Source organism: Caulobacter sp. FG121 (assembly GCF_057809815.1).
On record NZ_JBMDKR010000002.1, the window covers coordinates 211,739 to 226,334 of the forward strand.

Below are 14,596 nucleotides of genomic sequence, written 5' to 3' on the forward strand. Positions count from 1 at the left end.
CCAGAAGGGAGCTGGATCACGACCGTGGGCTACATCATCGCCTTCGCCTTGATTGGCATTATCGCGACCGGCCTTGCCGGACTGGCCGCGCTCATTGCCGCGCTGCTTCCGGTCAGGGGCAAACGCTTTCGGACCAGAGTGTTCCGCGCGGCGGCGGCGTTCGTTCTCGTGTGGGCCGCCTGTGTGATCTACGGGGTCATCGACCTGTCCCGGATACACCACGAGAGCTTGAGCAAGGCTGATGGCTCCAAGGTCGTTCCGGGTCTGGTCCGGTCAGGCGACCAGGTCCTTCGCGCTGAACGCGTCTATGGCGGCGACACCGCGCAGACCTATGCCGAGGTCAGGATCACAGCCGATGAGATGGGCGCCTTCGCATCCGCGTCCGGGATGAAGACCGAACCGTTCGACGCGCACACGGCCGAGGCGCGCGGGTGGTATCCGCCCGACTGGTGGCCCAGGCAGCCGTGCCTGGAGGATGTCACCTATAGCGGTGACACATTCAGCGACCCGCCCCACCCTCTGGACTATGTGATCAACTGGTGCCCGCGCGAGGGCCGGGCCTACCTGCAGCACTTCGACTACTGACACGGATGTCCATCAGGCCCGTTTAATCTGTGCACACCGGCGTCAGATTGAAAGTCCGCAATGGGTGGTTAGCGGACATTGGCACCTGCTCAGCTAGCGGACACCGTAGTGACGTGCACCCGTTCCCCAACGCCGACAGCCTGCGCTTCCTAGTTGGGTCTCGAGATAGGGCGGCGTACTCGCCGGTTGGCGCTTTGTGTGGAAGTGGACGGGGCCAAGGCCCAAGTCGCCGCGAAGGCCAGGCAGGCTGCCGCAACGCTTATTCGAGTCTCCACTAACCCTCCCAAGGACCAACCGAATTGCCGGCACACATCGTCCTAAGGCCTTCTAGAAGCCGGGCGACGACCGGGGCACCCCCAGATCTCGTCCCCGTGAACGTGAAGACGCTACGAGCGCCGTCTGACCAGCCGAGAGAAACCGTATTCCCGGATAAGGTAACGCTTGTCACGTCCTTGAAGACGTCTGGGCCCCAAGTCGACTCAAACGCATCGGTGGTTTCGCCCGACGGGTTCGTATACGCCGGATAGTAGACGCGAAGGCGCAGGTCGCAGAGCGGACGGTATGTTGAAATGACGATGACGCGGCCAAATGGTGGGGAGCCAGCACTGCCACATTTGTTGCATTTATAGAACACATCGCCGCCCATGTACTGACTTAGAGTGTTTCCGTAGTCCAACCAATACTGTTCCGGGCCGCCGGTGGCGGCTAAAGCGGTCGTACTGGCAGTCGCAAGCGCGATCGCGGCGAGTTTCGATAGATTTTGAAGTCGCAAGTCTACCCCCCCAAAAAATAAAAAACGCTGGTCCGAAGTGCTGGGCTACATCGAGTAAAGTACACCCACACGTTAGACAAGGTCCGCGCATCCGGCAACACTTTCACCCCTTTTCCCGCTGGCGATCAGCACGGCGTCCCAATGGCCTCGAGGCTCTGCTCACGGGGCGGACTGATCTTTGGCTAAAGGGTGGTTAGCGGACATCCCTTTCCGCTCTTGCCCCGTCCGCAAGCGGACCTTCCGAACGTCCGCAACGGGTGGAAAGCAGAAGTGAGGGTCAGCTCTTCGCGGTTCTAGATTGCGCCCGGTGTTTTCAACGCGATCTCGCGAAAGCGACTGGGATCACACCTAAACCACTCTCTGTCGGGTCTATGCCGGTCCCCGACTAAGACGGTGTGGATTGCGCGCTCAGCAGTACGGCAGTCCTCGAACAGCACCGCATCCTCAATCACAAAGTCGGTCGGGATGCCCGTGCTCATGTTGAGAGCGCGAACCTGAGGATCGAATGCTGATCCGATCTTAAGCAAGCCCGGATGCTCCTTGAGTGACAGAGCATAAACATACCCAGCCTTGCCCTTGCGTCGGTTGGCGACGACCTGCATGGACAAATTTTCAGCCACCACACCGTTCAGGTAGTTCAGTGCAGTCTCGGACCGATAAGGGTCGAGGACCGGCACGACTTCCATGTCTTTGATGGCCTCGTAAAGCTCGGGCCCCGGCTCGCCGAGCCTGTTGCGAGAGTTGGAAGTCATCGAGCCAAACAATTCGGGCGAGACGATATTCTTAAGAACGGGAGGGTTCACGAACCAAAAGACCTCCCGCATCATCACAGCGTCAGGCCATCGGTCGATGTCCCAAGCGACCTCCTTATCGGGGTCGACGAAGCTGCGTGACGGGCCTTCCACGGGATAGATTGAGACCATTGAAACCAGCTTGCCCACGAGTTCAGGCTGACGCGGTTCCGGTGTGGAGAGAGGTATGTACTGGACGATGTAGTCGGTCTTCCAATCGACCTTAGATAACACCGTCTTCGTATATGTGGTCGGCTGTCTTCCGGGTTTGAGCGTGCCTTGGTTTTTCCGCGCGAACGTCAGCATCGGAGCCTCGCGGCTCCCCAACCCATGGACCTGATCGCTCCACCGCACCTTGTCGGTGATGTCGCTGATTTTGAGAGGCGCCCCGGTAGTCATCGGCCAACGGTATCGTCAATATGCGAAACTCGCGACCCGGCGGTTGGAAGCCATGCCCGTCTATTTCCTGCTCAACGATGGCGAGGGGCCGTGGCGCATCAAGATCGGCCGAGCCAAGAACATCGGGGCTCGCCAGAAGCAGCTTCAAACAGGCAATCCAGATCGGTTGAAGCTCGTTGGCGAAATCAGGACTGACGCGCCTTCCAAGCTGGAAGCGGCCCTGCACCGGCAGTTCAAAGCCCAGCGCGTCGATCCGAAACTGGAGTGGTTCTACATACAGCCAGCTGACGTGTGGCCCGTGCTGGAACGCTATAGGCAAATCGCGTTCGTGGGTGTGTCGGGCAATGCCTACGAGATCACCGGTTACGACAACCACGGCATTCCAGAATACGCGGGAGTCTGGGAGTGGGGGGAGTTCGACCTTGAGAATCTGTGCCCGTTCTGCGGCTGGCTGGGCGGGATGCACTTCCAGGAAGCGTCGTGGATGTACCACTGCATCGAGTGCGACACCTTGACGAACTTCGAGGAAGGCCGGAAGGACGGGTCTCCTGATGACTACGAAGGCTAGCGCGGAGCTAGTTTTTGGGCACGTCCACTATGGGTCGAAAGCCGTCGCTGATCAGGGCGCCAGTTCCCCGCTTCGCCCGCCTGCCCGGCGCTCGCCCTAGTACGCCATCCCCTGGGCCACGGCCTTGAGCCGCTCGACCGCCGCCAGCTTGTCGTCGATGAAGTCGAGGTCGATCCACCAGTCCTCGATCTCGCGCAGCACCTGGCCGACCATCGGGCCGCGCGGCACGCCGGCGTTGACGACGTCCTCGCCGGTCAGCGGGAAGGCGGGCGGGGTCCAGGTCTCGGCCAGCGGGATCAGGGCCCGCCACTGGTTGGCCGTCGCCGGACGGTCGGACGCGGCCCAGGCGAGCTTGACCCGGTCACCGAATGTGCGGCCGCCCAGGCGGTAGACCGCGCGGCGGGTCTCGCGCGGACTCATCCAGGAGACGATGCGCGGCTCGCGACCGACGGCGGCGACCAGCCGGTCCTTCAGGGCGTTCGACAGGCGCAGCCGCTCGGCCGTGTCCTGGGCGATCTTTGCGTCGTCCGGCAGCAGGCTGGCCAGACGCAGCTCCTCGTCCACGTCGAAGAAGTGCTCCGACTCGATGGCCACCAGGTTTTCGAAGCGGGTCAGCGCCTTCACCTGCGGCAGGACGGACGACAGCACGCTGGTCGCGGCCATCAGGCGCAGGGCGGCGCGGGGGTCGGGCGCGGCCAGGAGTTTGAGCAGTTCCTTCTGCGTCCGCTCGGCCGCCCGGCCCGACAGCATGCCCTTCAGGGCCTTGCAGGCCGACAGGGCCGCGGAGTCGGCGTCGCCCTTGCCGTACCAGGCATGGAACCGGAAGAAGCGCAGAATCCGCAGGTAATCCTCGCGGATGCGGGTCATCGCATCGCCGACGAAGACGATTCGCCCCGCCTTGGCATCGGCGACGCCCTCGCCCGTCGGATCGTAGATCCGGCCGTCGGCGTCGGCGTAGAGCGCGTTGAGCCGGAAGTCGCGACGCACGGCGTCCTCGTCCCAGCTCTGGGTGAAGGCGACCACGGCGCGGCGGCCATCGGTCGAGACGTCGCGGCGCAGGGTGGTGATCTCGAACGGCTTGCCTTCGCAGACCGCCGTGACCGTGCCGTGGTCGACACCGGTGGGCACGACCTTGATCCCGGCGGCTTCAAGCGCTTCGGTCACCTGGTCTGGCGTCAGGGTGGTGGCGATATCGATGTCGTCGATCGGCTGGCCGAGCAGGCTGTTGCGCACGCAGCCGCCGACGAATCGGGCGCATCCGGCGTAGCCGCGCGCCTCCAGCGCCCCCATGACCGCGCGGGTGGCCGAATGCGCCATCCAGGGACGAACGCCGATATTTTCAGTCGAAACCATGGGCCATGGCTTAGGGCGCCCGCCCGGTGGTGAAAAGCACCACGTTGCCCGCAGATCGGGCGTCGGCGCGGATCAGGCCATCGCCGCGCCGTAGAGCCGGTCGTAAAGCGCCCGCAACATGCCCGCCGTGGCGCCCCAGATCAGCTGGTTCTCCCAGGTCATGGCGTAGAAGTGTCGTCGCTGGCCGTCCGGCATGTCGTAGTGGCGACGCTCGTAGTTGGCCGGGTCCATCAGGAAGCCGAACGGCGTTTCGAACACATCGGCGACCTCGTCGGGGTTCGGCGTCAGCGGCAGGTCCGGGGGCACGAAGCCGACCACCGGCGTCACCAGATAGCCCGTCCCTGTACGGTAGGGCGTCGACAGGCCGGCGAGCGAAACATGATGGCGTTCGAGGCCGATCTCCTCCTCCGCCTCGCGCAGGGCCGCCTGCTGGACGGTCTCGCCCGGGTCCATGCGGCCGCCGGGAAAGGCGACCTGCCCCGTATGTTTGCGCAGGGTGTCCGACCGGCGGGTGAGCAGCACCGACAGGCCCGCCTTGCGCTCGACCAGCGCCACCAGCACGGCGGCAGGCTTGGGCGCGGACAGCACGGCCGGAGCCATCTCCGGGTTCATGTCGAAGTCGGAGCGCGGCGGATGGAGGGCGTTGGCCGGCTCGTCCAGCGGATCGAGGTGTCGTCCTATCCAGTCGCGCAGCTCATCCGGCGAGGCGTGCGGGTTCACGACCGGTGCGCCCCGGCGGGTCCGATCTGGAACCAGGCGCCGTTGGACTCCACGCCCAGCGCCGGCCCTTCCGGCGTGTCGCGTTCGGCGGCCAGTTCGACCATCTCGTAGAACACTGGCCGGGCGATCAGCGCCTCCAGTCCCCGGCGGACGTGCAGGTAGGGTCGTGGCTCGCCGGTCACGGCGTCCATTTCGACGCGGATGGCGTTGTCGGGCCCGGCCTCGACCGTGTCGCCGACGTTGGTCTGGAAGACCAGGGCCTCGCCCTCGCGGTCGACCCGGATGGCGATGAAGGGCGCGTCCTCGACGACGATCTTCATCTTCTCGACGGGCGTCACGAGGTGGAAGCCGTCGGGGTCCTTGCGCAGCACCGTGGAGAACAGCCGCACCAGCGCCTCGCGGCCGATCGGCGTGCCTTCGTGGAACCAGACGCCGTCCCTGCGGATGCGGATGTCGATCTCGCCGCAGTGCGCGGGGTTCCACAGGTGCACCGGCGGCAGGCCGCGCCCGGGCGCCTGTTTCGCCGCGGCGATCACGCCATCCAGTCCGGGTTTCGTATCGGTCATCTCGTTCATGTAGATGCGCCTCGCGTCGCGGAAAGCAACAGGCGTCGCCTGTCGACCCGGCTTGCCAAAAATGACGCATGTGTCACTTTCGACGCGGGGAGCGCTTCGACGCACGGGTCGGAGACGGGTGAGACGCGGAGCCGTTTTCGCATGCGCATGCTGTTGGGCGGCCTTTTCAAGGTCATGCCGCTGCTGTTCGGGCTTGGGTTTCTCGCGCCGCTGATCGCGCAAATCCTGACGCTGACCGGCTGGTCCCTGCCCGGCGAAATCGCGCCGCTGGCGGTCGGACTGACGATCGGCGGCCTCTGGGGCGGTATCGCCACCCTGACCGGACGGTGGCTGTGATGATCGCCGTTCCCGACGTCGCCACGCTGCGCACCCTCGACCCGAAGGCGCTGAACCGCCTGGAGAAGGAAGTCGCCGACCAGTTCATGGGCGGCCTGGCCTGGGGCTCGGTGCTCTGGGGTCTTGGCAACCTGCTCGTCTGGCTGTCGCTCTGGCCGCTGACGATCATGGGCATCCTGCCCCTTTGGGCGGCCTTCCCGATCGCCACGCTGAACGTGATGCTCTGCTACCTGCCCTCCCATGAGGCGCAGCATCGGATCTATGCCCGCGAGGGCGAGCTGCTGTTCTGGCTCAACGAGCTGGTCGGCTATGTCTCGACCATCCCGCTGGTGCTGCCCTACCAGGTCGCCCGCCTGACGCACTACGAGCACCACACCCACTGCAATGATCCGCTGCTCGATCCCGACATCGCCACGAAGTCGAACGGGCCCTGGCACCTGATCTTCAAGAGCATCGCCAACCGCCAGCCCGGCGCGAAGGCCGGCTCGGCCTACGGCGAGACGCTCGCCCGCCTCGGCACGCCCGAGGCGCAGAAGGCCGGCCTCCAGGCGCTGGTCTCGCAGCTGGCCTATCTGGCGATCCTGTTCACCCTGGCCTGGACCGGGCACGCGCTGGAAGCGGCGCTGATCTGGTGGCTGCCGCGGCATATCGGCGTGACCTACATCCAGTTCTATCTGAGCTGGGCGCCGCACCATCCCGGCACGGGCAAGGGGCGCTACCAGGACACCCGCGCGTTCCGCAGCGCCGTCGGCAACATCGGCTCGATGGGCATGCAGTTCCACATCATCCACCACCTGTATCCGCGCATCCCGCTGATGCGGACTCCGGCGGCCTACTGGGCTCTGCGGCCGATTCTCGAAGCGCGGGGCTGCAACCTGGAGCGGCTCTAGCCGCCGGCCGTCACCGGCCCTGCCAGACTGTCGGCGCCACCCTCGACCAGAGACTTCAACAGCACGCGGCGCTGGTCGACCGGGCCCGGCATGCGCACGGCCGCCGCAGGCGCGGCGTCAAACCCGACCCGGCCGAAATAGGGCGCGTCGCCGACCAGAAGCACAGCCCGCCAGCCGGCTTTCGCGGAGGCCGCGCAGGCCAACTCGACCAGCGTCTGGCCGATGCGGTGCTTGCGGAGTTCCGCCTCCACGGCGATCGGGCCCAGGAACACCACTGGCGCGCCGCCGATGGCGACCGGCCACAGCCGCACCGAACCGACCAGTGTCTCGCCGTCCCAGGCCGTGAACGACAGGTCGGGGATCAGCGTATTCGACTCGCGCAGGCGGTCGGCCGCCTTGGCGTGCCGGCCCGGCCCGAAGGCGCGGTCGATCAGGGCGGCGATGAGCGGCGCGTCGGCCGGCTGCTCGGGGCGATAGGTGATGGCGGTCATGACGAGCTCGAAGCGGAAAGGCGGGAACGACCCCGCGCCCTTCGGCCGGGGGACTAGACTCGCGCTGATCCAGCGCGGCGGATCGTTCGTCGGAGGCTGCGCATCGCGCCCTCGTCCTTCTCGCCATCAAGGGGCCGCGACTTAAGGGCCTCGCCCGGGCGCGTCAACGGCTGTTGCGGCGTCGGTCGCCACGGGCGAATGTGCGTCGACCCATGTCCGACTCCCCCGATCTCCCCGAACCCGACACGTCCTTCCGCGCCCTGCTGCGCGAGCGGGACTACGTCCTCTTCTGGCTGTCCCGCTTCGTCGCGGTCCTGGGGGTGCAGATCCAGGGCGTGGCGCTGGGCTGGCACATCTACCAGGTCGCCCGCGAGACGATGGATGTGAAGCAGGCGGCGTTGATCGTCAGCATGATCGGGCTGGTCTCGTTCATGCCCGTGCTGCTGCTGGCGCTGCCCGCCGGCGAGATGGCCGACCGACATGATCGCCGCCGCATCCTGCTGCGCTGCTACCTCGCCGAAATCGTCGTGGCGGTCGGCCTGGCGACCGTGACCTTCCTGGGCTGGGCATCGATCCCGGTCCTGCTGGGCGCCGCCGCCCTGTTCGGCACGGCGCGGTCCTTCTTCTCCCCGGCCAGTTCGGCGCTCGGGCCCATGCTCGTCCCCCGCCCGCTGCTGCCGCGCGCCATCGCCTGGCAGTCGCTGGCCTGGCAGACCGCCTCGATCGCCGGACCGGCCGTCGGCGGCGTGCTGGTCGCGATCTCCCCGACCCTGTCCTACGGCGTTTCCGCCGCCCTGTACGTCACCGCCGCCGTCTGCGTGCTGCTGATCCGCGGCAACGCCCAGCCGGAAGTCCAGCCAGGTTCGCGCTGGGCGCTGATGAAGGAGGGGCTGGCCTACGTCTGGAACAACAAGATCGTCTTCGGGGCCATCTCGCTCGACCTGTTCGCGGTGATCCTCGGCGGCGCGACCCTGCTGTTGCCGGTGTTCGCCAAGGACGTGCTGCACGTCGGCGCGCAGGGCTTCGGCATCCTGCGGGCCGGGCCCGCCATCGGCGCGGCCGTGGTGGCCTTCTGGCTGGCCAGCAACCCCATCCGCAAGAACGCGGGCGTGATCATGTTCTCGGCCGTGGCCCTGTTCGGCGTCGGCACGCTGATTTTCGGCCTGTCGAAGATCATGTGGATCTCGATGGGCGGCCTGATCCTGCTCGGCGGCGCGGACATGATCAGCGTCTACGTCCGCCAGACCCTGGTGCAACTGGCCACGCCCGACCACATGCGCGGGCGGGTCGCCACGGTCTCGTCCCTGTTCATCGGCGCGAGCAACGAACTGGGCGAGTTCGAGAGCGGCGTGGTCGCCCGGTTCCTCGGCCCGGTGGGCGCCGCGGTGTTCGGCGGCGTCGGCGCCCTGATCGTCACCGGCGTCTGGGCGAAGCTGTTCCCCGACCTGCGCAAGGCCGACAGGCTTGCCTAACGCTGCGTCCGGCGCCTAGACCACTGCGACACTGTAAAAATCATCCAGGGGAGAGCCGTCATGGGCGTTCTTGAGGGCAAGGTTGTTCTGGTCACCGGCGCCGCGGGCGGCATCGGCAAGGAGTGCGCCCTGCTGGCGGCGCGCGAGGGCGCCAAGGTCGTGGTCAACGATCTGGGCGGCAGCGTTTCGGGCGGAGACGAAGGCGATGCCGGTCCTGCCCAGATCACCGCCAACGAGATCAAGGCGGCCGGTGGCGAGGCCGTGGCCAACTCCGAGAGCGTCACGTCGATGGCCTCGGTCAAGGGCATGATCGAGCAGGCGAAGGACACCTTCGGCGGCCTGCACGCGATCATCAATCCGGCGGGCATCCTGCGCGACGGCATGTTCCACAAGATGACCGACGAAGACTGGGACAAGGTCATCGAGGTGCATCTGCGCGGCGCCTACAATGTCTCCCGGGCCTCGGTGGAGCTGTTCCGCGAGCAGCAGGAAGGCTCCTATGTCCACTTCACCTCGACCAGCGGCCTGATCGGCAACATCGGCCAGGCCAACTACGCCGCCGCCAAGCTGGGCGTGATGGGCCTGTCGCGGATCCTGGCGATGGAAGGGGCGATCAAGAACGTCCGCTCCAACATCATCGCCCCCTTCGCCTGGACCCGGATGATCGCCTCGATCCCGATCAAGGACGAAGCCAGCGCCCTGCGCGTCGAGCGGATGAAAAACGCCATGCGCGCCGACCAGGTGGCCCAGCTGGCCATCGCCCTCGCCTCTCCGGAGTCGAAGGACGTCACGGGCCAGATCTTCGGCGTGCGCGGCAATGAGGTGGTGCTGTTCGACCAGCCGCGCCCGATCCGCTCGATGGCCAAGGTTGAGGGCTGGAGCCCGCGCTCCCTGCTCGATGTGGCCCTGCCGGCGATGAAGAACAGCTTCTTCGACGCGGGAGCCTCGGCGTCCGTGTTCCCCTACGACCCGATCTAAGGAGCGCCCATGCGCCGCGTCGCCATCGTCAGCCCTATCCGCACCGCCGTCGGCAAGTTCCAGGGTGGTCTCTCCAGCATGACCGCCGGCGAGCTCGGGGCGGTCATCCTGCGCGCCCTCGTCGAGCGCACGAAGCTCGACCCCGAGCGGGTCGACGACGTGATCTTCGCCCAGGGCTATGGCAACGGCGAGGCACCCTGCATCGCCCGCTGGTCGTTGCTCGCCGCCGATTTCCCGATCAGCGTCCCGGGCTATCAGCTCGACCGGCGCTGCGGCTCGGGCCTCCAGGCGATCATTGACGCGGCAATGATGATCCAGACCGGCGCGGCCGACGTGGTCATCGCCGGCGGCGTCGAGAGCATGAGCAACACCGAGTACTACAGCCTGGACATGCGCAGCGGCGCCCGCGCCGGCTCGGTGACCATGCACGACCGCCTCAGCCGCGGCCGGGTGATGAGCCAGCCGATCAGCCGCTTCGGCGTGATCAGCGGCATGATCGAAACCGCCGACAACCTGGCCCGCGACTATGACATTACCCGCGAGCAGGCCGACGAATACGCGGTCATGAGCCACCAGCGGGCCACGAAGGCCTGGGCCGACGGCAAGTTCGATGACGAGCTGGTCAAGGTCGCCGTGCCGCAGAAGAAGGGCGACCCGGTGATTTTCGCCCACGACGAGGGCCACCGTCCCGACGCCACGATGGAGACCCTCGGCAAGCTGCGGGCGATCGAGAAGGACGGCGTGGTCACCGCCGGCAACGCCAGCCAGCAGAACGACGCCGCGGCCGCCTGCCTGGTGGTCGCCGAGGACAAGCTGGACGAACTGGGCCTGGAGCCGATGGGCTGGTTCCACAGCTGGGCCGCCGCTGGCTGCGATCCCTCGCGCATGGGCATCGGCCCCGTGCCGGCGGTCGAGCGCCTGTTCAAGCGCACTGGCCTGGGCTGGAAGGATATCGACCTGGTCGAGCTGAACGAGGCCTTCGCGCCGCAGGTGCTGGCCGTGCTCAAGGGCTGGGGCTGGGACGACCGCGACAAGCTGAACGTCAACGGCAGCGGCATCAGCCTCGGCCACCCGATCGGCGCCACGGGGGGGCGGATCCTTGCCAACCTGCTGCGCGAACTGCACCGCCGGGACGGCAAGTACGGCCTGGAGACCATGTGCATCGGCGGCGGCCAGGGCATCGCGGCGGTATTCGAGCGGGCGTAGTGCGTCCTTCGAGACGCGATCCTGAGGGATCGCTCCTCAGGATGACGTGCAGTGTGGGCTTGTCTCCTCGGTTCGTCATGGTGAGGAGCGAGCCTCAGGCGAGCGTCTCGATCCACGCACGCTATCCCCACCTCTCCCGCCACTGATCCGCCGTCACTTCCCAGTACAGCGACGTCCGCGTCGTCCCGTCCGGCCTCACCGCGTCGCGCGTCCCCATGCGCACGAACCCCGCCGCGTCGATCAGCTTCGCCGAGCGGACGTTGTCGACGGCGGCCGTCAGGCACATCATCCGCACCCTCAACTCCGAGAATATCCAGCCGAAGGTGTGCAGCGCGCCGGCGCCGCCCTGCCCGCCGCTCTGGCGGTCCGCGCGCAGGGCGCCGGCCAGCTCGGCGGCGGATCGCTCGGGCCAGACGCTGACGCAGCTGTAGCCGGCGATCTCGCCCGTCTCGTCACGCGTCAGGATCAATATGCGTCGTCCCTCCTGGCGCAGCGCCTCTGACTCGGCGATCCAGCGGCCGACGTTGTCGAGACTGAAGGGCCGGGGCAGATCGTAGATGGCGTCCGTGACCCGGGGATCGGCGAGGAAGGCGGTCAGGTCGACCGTGTCGTCCAGGCCCGCGAGCGATCGGCCCGGCCCGAGCGTATCGAGATCAGCCGCCAGCACCGCCGCGCGGATCGCCGCCGCCTCTTCGGGCGAAACATCCAGCACGGTGTCCGGCGGCGCGCTCATGATCCTGCCAGGCGCTCCAGCGGTTCACCGGTCAGCCGGCGGGTCGTCCAGCCGTCCAGCGCCTCGGCCCCCAGGGAGTCATAGAAGGCGATCGACGGCGCGTTCCAGTTCAGCACCGCCCAGTCGAGGCGGGGCAGCCCCTCGTCGCGGCAGCGCCGCGCCAGCCCGGCGAGAAGCGCCTTGCCCGCCCCAAGGCCACGCGCCTCCGGAACGACGAACAGGTCTTCCAGATAGATCCCGTGTCGGCCCCGGAAGGTGGAGTAGCTGTAGAACCAGACCGCGAATCCCACCGGTTTGCCGTCCTGTTCGGCGATATCGCAGAACACGCGCGGCGCGGCGCCGAAGAACGAGACCTCCACATCCCACAGCGTCAGGTCCGCCTCGTGGCGCAGCTTTTCGTACTCGGCCAAGGCCTGCACGAAATCGAGGATCATGGGTGCGTCGCCGGGGTGGGCGGGTCGGATGGTCAGGGTCATGGCGCGAGCGTAGCTCTCGCGCGCCTTCATGGGGAGAGTGCGTGGTTCGAGACGCGGACCCGAGGGTCCGCTTCTCACCATGACGAGCAGGGTGGCGATCAATCCCTTGCCGTCATCCTGAGGAGCGAGCCTCAGGCGAGCGTCTCGAAGGACGCAAACGCCATCCGCGTGGCGAAACCCTGCGTCCTTCGACACGGCCCTGCGGGCCTGCTCAGGATGACTTTGTATTTGTGTTGGTCACGCTGAGCAGCGCTTGGAGAGCGCGTCTCGAACCACGCACCATCAGCCCGCGCCGACTGTCTCCACGGACAGGGCCCACAGCCTCTCCGCGCTGTCGGGGTTCAGGGCATGCGGCATGACGCCGGTGAAGGGCGACTCCTTGCTCCAGGGCAGAGCCTGGCCGCAGTTCTCGAGGTAGAGACCGCCGACGCCCTCAAGCTCAGGTCCGACTGCCGCCCAGACACTGGTCGAGGCGCCCTGTTCGGGCGTCTTGAAGCCATCGCGGATCTTGCCGGTCTCGGGGTCGATCCAGCCCATGGCGACCATCTCCTCGTGCTGCATGTGGCGCTGCAGCGGGGTCATGATGCCACCGGGCATGACGGCATTGGCCGTGATCCCGCGATCCTTGAACCGCTTGTGGAAGCCGACGGCGAACAGGGCGTTGGCCGTCTTGGCCTGACCGTAGCTCTCCCATTTGTCGTAGGGCCGGGTGACGTAGTTGACGTCTTCCCAGTTGATGTCCGAGCGGCGGTGGCCGATCGACGACAGGCTGACCAGTCGCGAAGGCTTGCTGGCGCCCTTGGCGCCCGCTTCCAGCGCCGGGGCCAGCAGGTTTCCGAGCAGGAAATGGCCGAAGTGGTTGGTGCCGATCTGCATCTCGAAGCCGTCGTGGGTGCGGTCCAGCGGACAGGCCATGACGGCGGCGTTGTTGATCAGGATGTGCAGCGGCGTGACGCCCCAGCGGGCGCCGAACGCGCGGATCGAGGCCAGCTCGGACAGGTCGAGCATCTCGAAGCGGGTCTTGCCCGGCGCGGTCTTGTCGATGTCGGCGATGGCCGCGGCCGCGAGGTCCGGCTTGCGGGCGGCGATGACCACGTCTGCGCCGGCCTCGGCCAGGGCCCGGGCGGTCTCGATGCCGATGCCGGTGGCGGCCCCGGTGACGATGGCGGTCTTGCCCGTCAGATCGTGACCGGCCACGACCTCGCGGGCCGGCGTGAAGGCCCCGAAGGGCGAGGTGATGCGATCGGTCATGGGGTTCAGTCCTCTTTCGTGAGTTTGGTTGTGACGGACTCGAGCCAGCGCGCGATGGTCCGCGCGTCCGCCTCGGACAGCCCCTCGCCCATGCGGGCATTGAGCTCGCCCAGCACCCGGACTGCGTCGTTGCGCGCCGACCAGCCCTGTTCGGTCAGATGGAGTCGTTGGCCGCGTCCGTCGCGGGGGTCCGGCCGCCGCTCGACCAGTCCGGCGCGGGTCATGCGGTCGACCAGCCCGGTCATCGCGGAGGGCGCCACGTCGAGCGCCTCGGCCGCGTCGCCGATGCCCGCGCCGTCAGACTTGCCGAGAAAGAGCACCAGTCCCGCCTGGGCCGAGGATAGGCCTTCATTGGCGGCCTCGGCCTCGATCCAGCGCTCCATGCGCCGGTAGGCGGTCTTTAGCAGGAGATAGAAGGTCGGGCGTCCAGTCATCGACCGCCGATATATACTTCATATGCGAAATATCAAGTTCGCATGTGAAACAGATATGGGCCTTCCTCCCCGCGAAGCCGGGGAGGGGAACCATGCGAAGCATGGTGGAGGGGACGGAACCACCTCTTCAGGTTGCTCAGGTGGAAAACAATCGTTAATATGGCATCATGGAAGCCCGCTCAACCCTGACACAGGCCAGACACCTCCGGCGGCACATGACCCGTGCGGAGATCACGCTCTGGCAAGCGCTGCGCGGCAAGCAGCTCGCCGGCCTGAAGTTTCGCCGCCAGCAATTGATCGGCGCCTATGTGGTCGATTTCTACTGCAGCGGGAGCCGACTGGTCGTGGAGCTCGACGGAGGCGTTCACGGCGACGAAGACGCGCGGATCCATGACGCGGTGCGCGATCAATGGATCGGCGCACAGGGGTTGAGCATTCTAAGGCTGCCCAACCAACTGGTATTCGATGACTTGAGCGGCGTCTTGGCGGCGATCGTTAGGACCGCCCGGCCAGATGCCCGGATCGGGTCAGTCCGCTAGCGGCGGCGCTGCCCCCTCCACCGCCCT

General features: G+C 66.8%; 17 protein-coding genes. 8 read left to right on the top strand and 9 right to left on the bottom strand.

Annotated elements, in window-relative coordinates; genetic code table 11:
* Positions 1 to 24: 24 nt before the first annotated feature.
* Positions 25 to 585 carry a hypothetical protein gene (locus tag ACODSL_RS06935; RefSeq protein ID WP_488899932.1) on the top strand — a complete coding sequence of 187 codons (561 nt, stop codon included), beginning with the start codon at positions 25 to 27 and terminating at the stop codon, positions 583 to 585.
* A 1,065-nt stretch (positions 586 to 1,650) separates the two neighbouring features.
* Here ACODSL_RS06935 and ACODSL_RS06940 read toward each other — a convergent pair.
* Entirely contained in the window at positions 1,651 to 2,454 is an 804-nt protein-coding gene (locus ACODSL_RS06940; protein WP_488899933.1) for a GIY-YIG nuclease family protein, read from the bottom strand.
* Between the two features lie 58 nt (positions 2,455 to 2,512).
* Here ACODSL_RS06940 and ACODSL_RS06945 point away from each other — a divergent pair, with 58 nt between their 5' ends.
* On the top strand, positions 2,513 to 3,115 hold the full coding sequence (locus ACODSL_RS06945; RefSeq protein ID WP_488900289.1) for a GIY-YIG nuclease family protein: 603 nt from the start codon (positions 2,513 to 2,515) through the stop codon (positions 3,113 to 3,115).
* A 96-nt stretch (positions 3,116 to 3,211) separates the two neighbouring features.
* Here the strand turns inward: ACODSL_RS06945 and ACODSL_RS06950 are convergent, their stop codons facing one another.
* The 3 genes from ACODSL_RS06950 to ACODSL_RS06960 form a co-directional block, all read right to left on the bottom strand.
* On the bottom strand, positions 3,212 to 4,468 hold the full coding sequence (locus ACODSL_RS06950; RefSeq protein ID WP_488899934.1) for a CCA tRNA nucleotidyltransferase: 1,257 nt from the start codon (positions 4,466 to 4,468) through the stop codon (positions 3,212 to 3,214).
* Positions 4,469 to 4,540: 72 nt separating this feature from the next.
* Complete coding sequence (locus ACODSL_RS06955; RefSeq protein WP_488899935.1) at positions 4,541 to 5,188, bottom strand: CoA pyrophosphatase; 648 nt, start codon at positions 5,186 to 5,188, stop codon at positions 4,541 to 4,543.
* Positions 5,185 to 5,754: a DUF1285 domain-containing protein gene (locus ACODSL_RS06960; protein WP_488899936.1), complete on the bottom strand. Its 570-nt coding sequence runs from the start codon at positions 5,752 to 5,754 to the stop codon at positions 5,185 to 5,187. The genes ACODSL_RS06955 and ACODSL_RS06960 overlap by 4 nt, the downstream gene beginning before the upstream one ends.
* Positions 5,755 to 5,904: 150 nt before the next feature.
* Between ACODSL_RS06960 and ACODSL_RS06965 the strand changes: the two genes are divergently transcribed.
* A complete protein-coding gene (locus ACODSL_RS06965) occupies positions 5,905 to 6,099 on the top strand; it encodes a hypothetical protein (RefSeq protein ID WP_488899937.1) in 195 nt (64 codons plus the stop codon).
* Positions 6,099 to 6,989 (top strand): fatty acid desaturase, encoded by an 891-nt coding sequence (locus tag ACODSL_RS06970; protein WP_488899938.1) that lies wholly within the window; start codon positions 6,099 to 6,101, stop codon positions 6,987 to 6,989. Before ACODSL_RS06965 ends, ACODSL_RS06970 begins: the two co-directional genes overlap by 1 nt.
* Here the strand turns inward: ACODSL_RS06970 and ACODSL_RS06975 are convergent.
* Positions 6,986 to 7,480 carry a GNAT family N-acetyltransferase gene (locus ACODSL_RS06975; RefSeq protein WP_488899939.1) on the bottom strand — a complete coding sequence of 165 codons (495 nt, stop codon included), beginning with the start codon at positions 7,478 to 7,480 and terminating at the stop codon, positions 6,986 to 6,988. The genes ACODSL_RS06970 and ACODSL_RS06975 overlap by 4 nt on opposite strands.
* 212 nt (positions 7,481 to 7,692) lie before the next feature.
* Here ACODSL_RS06975 and ACODSL_RS06980 point away from each other — a divergent pair, with 212 nt between their 5' ends.
* From ACODSL_RS06980 to ACODSL_RS06990, 3 genes are read left to right on the top strand one after another with little or no spacing between them, the layout of a single operon-like run.
* Positions 7,693 to 8,952, top strand: a complete 1,260-nt coding sequence (locus ACODSL_RS06980) for an MFS transporter (RefSeq protein WP_488899940.1) — start codon at positions 7,693 to 7,695, stop codon at positions 8,950 to 8,952.
* Between the two features lie 60 nt (positions 8,953 to 9,012).
* On the top strand, positions 9,013 to 9,930 hold the full coding sequence (locus ACODSL_RS06985) for an SDR family oxidoreductase (protein ID WP_488899941.1): 918 nt from the start codon (positions 9,013 to 9,015) through the stop codon (positions 9,928 to 9,930).
* Positions 9,931 to 9,939: 9 nt separating this feature from the next.
* Complete coding sequence (locus ACODSL_RS06990) at positions 9,940 to 11,136, top strand: acetyl-CoA C-acetyltransferase (protein WP_488899942.1); 1,197 nt, start codon at positions 9,940 to 9,942, stop codon at positions 11,134 to 11,136.
* A gap of 121 nt (positions 11,137 to 11,257) precedes the next feature.
* Here the strand turns inward: ACODSL_RS06990 and ACODSL_RS06995 are convergent, their stop codons facing one another.
* The 4 genes from ACODSL_RS06995 to ACODSL_RS07010 all read right to left on the bottom strand — a co-directional run bounded on the left by ACODSL_RS06995 (position 11,258) and on the right by ACODSL_RS07010 (position 14,030).
* Positions 11,258 to 11,869 carry a GNAT family N-acetyltransferase gene (locus ACODSL_RS06995; RefSeq protein ID WP_488899943.1) on the bottom strand — a complete coding sequence of 204 codons (612 nt, stop codon included), beginning with the start codon at positions 11,867 to 11,869 and terminating at the stop codon, positions 11,258 to 11,260.
* Positions 11,866 to 12,345 carry a GNAT family N-acetyltransferase gene (locus ACODSL_RS07000; RefSeq protein ID WP_488900290.1) on the bottom strand — a complete coding sequence of 160 codons (480 nt, stop codon included), beginning with the start codon at positions 12,343 to 12,345 and terminating at the stop codon, positions 11,866 to 11,868. Before ACODSL_RS07000 ends, ACODSL_RS06995 begins: the two co-directional genes overlap by 4 nt.
* A gap of 282 nt (positions 12,346 to 12,627) precedes the next feature.
* Positions 12,628 to 13,596: an SDR family NAD(P)-dependent oxidoreductase gene (locus ACODSL_RS07005; RefSeq protein WP_488899944.1), complete on the bottom strand. Its 969-nt coding sequence runs from the start codon at positions 13,594 to 13,596 to the stop codon at positions 12,628 to 12,630.
* A gap of 5 nt (positions 13,597 to 13,601) precedes the next feature.
* The gene (locus tag ACODSL_RS07010; protein WP_488899945.1) at positions 13,602 to 14,030 is read right to left on the bottom strand and encodes a MarR family winged helix-turn-helix transcriptional regulator; all 429 of its coding nucleotides are present in this window, start codon (positions 14,028 to 14,030) and stop codon (positions 13,602 to 13,604) included.
* Between the two features lie 167 nt (positions 14,031 to 14,197).
* Here ACODSL_RS07010 and ACODSL_RS07015 point away from each other — a divergent pair, with 167 nt between their 5' ends.
* Positions 14,198 to 14,569: an endonuclease domain-containing protein gene (locus tag ACODSL_RS07015; protein ID WP_488899946.1), complete on the top strand. Its 372-nt coding sequence runs from the start codon at positions 14,198 to 14,200 to the stop codon at positions 14,567 to 14,569.
* The last annotated feature ends 27 nt before the right edge of the window (positions 14,570 to 14,596 follow it).

Bases quoted from the DNA above. Each gene is read 5' to 3' on its own strand.
- ACODSL_RS06940 (WP_488899933.1), bottom strand. From the start codon at position 2,454: ATGCTGACGTTCGCGCGGAAAAACCAAGGCACGCTCAAACCCGGAAGA.
- ACODSL_RS06945 (WP_488900289.1), top strand. From the start codon at position 2,513: ATGTCGCTGATTTTGAGAGGCGCCCCGGTAGTCATCGGCCAACGGTAT.
- ACODSL_RS06950 (WP_488899934.1), bottom strand. From the start codon at position 4,468: ATGGTTTCGACTGAAAATATCGGCGTTCGTCCCTGGATGGCGCATTCG.
- ACODSL_RS06960 (WP_488899936.1), bottom strand. From the start codon at position 5,754: ATGACCGATACGAAACCCGGACTGGATGGCGTGATCGCCGCGGCGAAA.
- ACODSL_RS06965 (WP_488899937.1), top strand. From the start codon at position 5,905: ATGCGCATGCTGTTGGGCGGCCTTTTCAAGGTCATGCCGCTGCTGTTC.
- ACODSL_RS06970 (WP_488899938.1), top strand. From the start codon at position 6,099: ATGATCGCCGTTCCCGACGTCGCCACGCTGCGCACCCTCGACCCGAAG.
- ACODSL_RS06975 (WP_488899939.1), bottom strand. From the start codon at position 7,480: ATGACCGCCATCACCTATCGCCCCGAGCAGCCGGCCGACGCGCCGCTC.
- ACODSL_RS06980 (WP_488899940.1), top strand. From the start codon at position 7,693: ATGTCCGACTCCCCCGATCTCCCCGAACCCGACACGTCCTTCCGCGCC.
- ACODSL_RS06985 (WP_488899941.1), top strand. From the start codon at position 9,013: ATGGGCGTTCTTGAGGGCAAGGTTGTTCTGGTCACCGGCGCCGCGGGC.
- ACODSL_RS06990 (WP_488899942.1), top strand. From the start codon at position 9,940: ATGCGCCGCGTCGCCATCGTCAGCCCTATCCGCACCGCCGTCGGCAAG.
- ACODSL_RS06995 (WP_488899943.1), bottom strand. From the start codon at position 11,869: ATGAGCGCGCCGCCGGACACCGTGCTGGATGTTTCGCCCGAAGAGGCG.
- ACODSL_RS07000 (WP_488900290.1), bottom strand. From the start codon at position 12,345: ATGACCCTGACCATCCGACCCGCCCACCCCGGCGACGCACCCATGATC.
- ACODSL_RS07005 (WP_488899944.1), bottom strand. From the start codon at position 13,596: ATGACCGATCGCATCACCTCGCCCTTCGGGGCCTTCACGCCGGCCCGC.
- ACODSL_RS07010 (WP_488899945.1), bottom strand. From the start codon at position 14,030: ATGACTGGACGCCCGACCTTCTATCTCCTGCTAAAGACCGCCTACCGG.
- ACODSL_RS07015 (WP_488899946.1), top strand. From the start codon at position 14,198: ATGGAAGCCCGCTCAACCCTGACACAGGCCAGACACCTCCGGCGGCAC.